Origin of the sequence: Mycolicibacterium novocastrense (genome assembly GCF_001570485.1) — a bacterium.
Taxonomy (GTDB): domain Bacteria; phylum Actinomycetota; class Actinomycetes; order Mycobacteriales; family Mycobacteriaceae; genus Mycobacterium; species Mycobacterium novocastrense.
The window spans coordinates 1-589 of the sequence record NZ_BCTA01000041.1; the positions used below are offsets into that span (position 1 = coordinate 1).

A 589-nucleotide genomic window follows, 5' to 3' on the forward strand; every position below is an offset into this window, starting at 1 on the left:
TCCTCGATGCCGATCGAGCCCACATGTTGGCGCTGCCGCCGGTGCCGCCGGTCGTGCAGTCGGTTTCCTCGGTGCGGCTGGGACGTGACTACTACGTGCGGGTGGCCGGTAACGACTACTCCGTGGACCCGGGCGCGATCGGCCAACTCGTCGAGGTGACCACCACCCTTGCCCAGGTGACGGTGGCCCGAGCCGGCCGCCTGCTGGCGGCTCATGACCGCTGCTGGGCGGCGCGACAAACGCTGACCGATCCCGCCCACGTCGCCACCGCCGCAGCGCTGCGACAGCAGTTCCAAACCGGCCAGCCACCCACCGCAGGTGATCACCTGGTTCGTGATCTGGCCGACTACGACCGCGCATTCGGCGTCGAATTCACCACTGGCACAGCCACCTCCGATGGTGAGGTGGCATGAGCATGGCCGACGAACCGATCAAAGCCGTCCTGCACTACGCCCAAGCGCTCAAAGCACCCCGCATCCGCGACTCGGCGGCCCGGCTGGCCGAGCAAGCCCGCGACGCCAACTGGACTCACGAAGAGTATTTGGCCGCAGTCCTGTCGCGCGAGGTTTCGGCCCGTGAGGCCTCGGGT

General features: G+C 68.1%; 1 protein-coding gene and 1 pseudogene. Both read left to right on the forward strand.

Annotated features, from left to right (window positions below; translation table 11 throughout):
• On the forward strand, positions 1 to 413 hold a 413-nt coding region (locus RMCN_RS17755; RefSeq protein WP_409366054.1), incomplete at its 5' end, for a Mu transposase domain-containing protein.
• Between the two features lie 2 nt (positions 414 to 415).
• Positions 416 to 589 (forward strand): annotated as a pseudogene (locus RMCN_RS31560) (IS21-like element helper ATPase IstB); the annotation flags it as partial.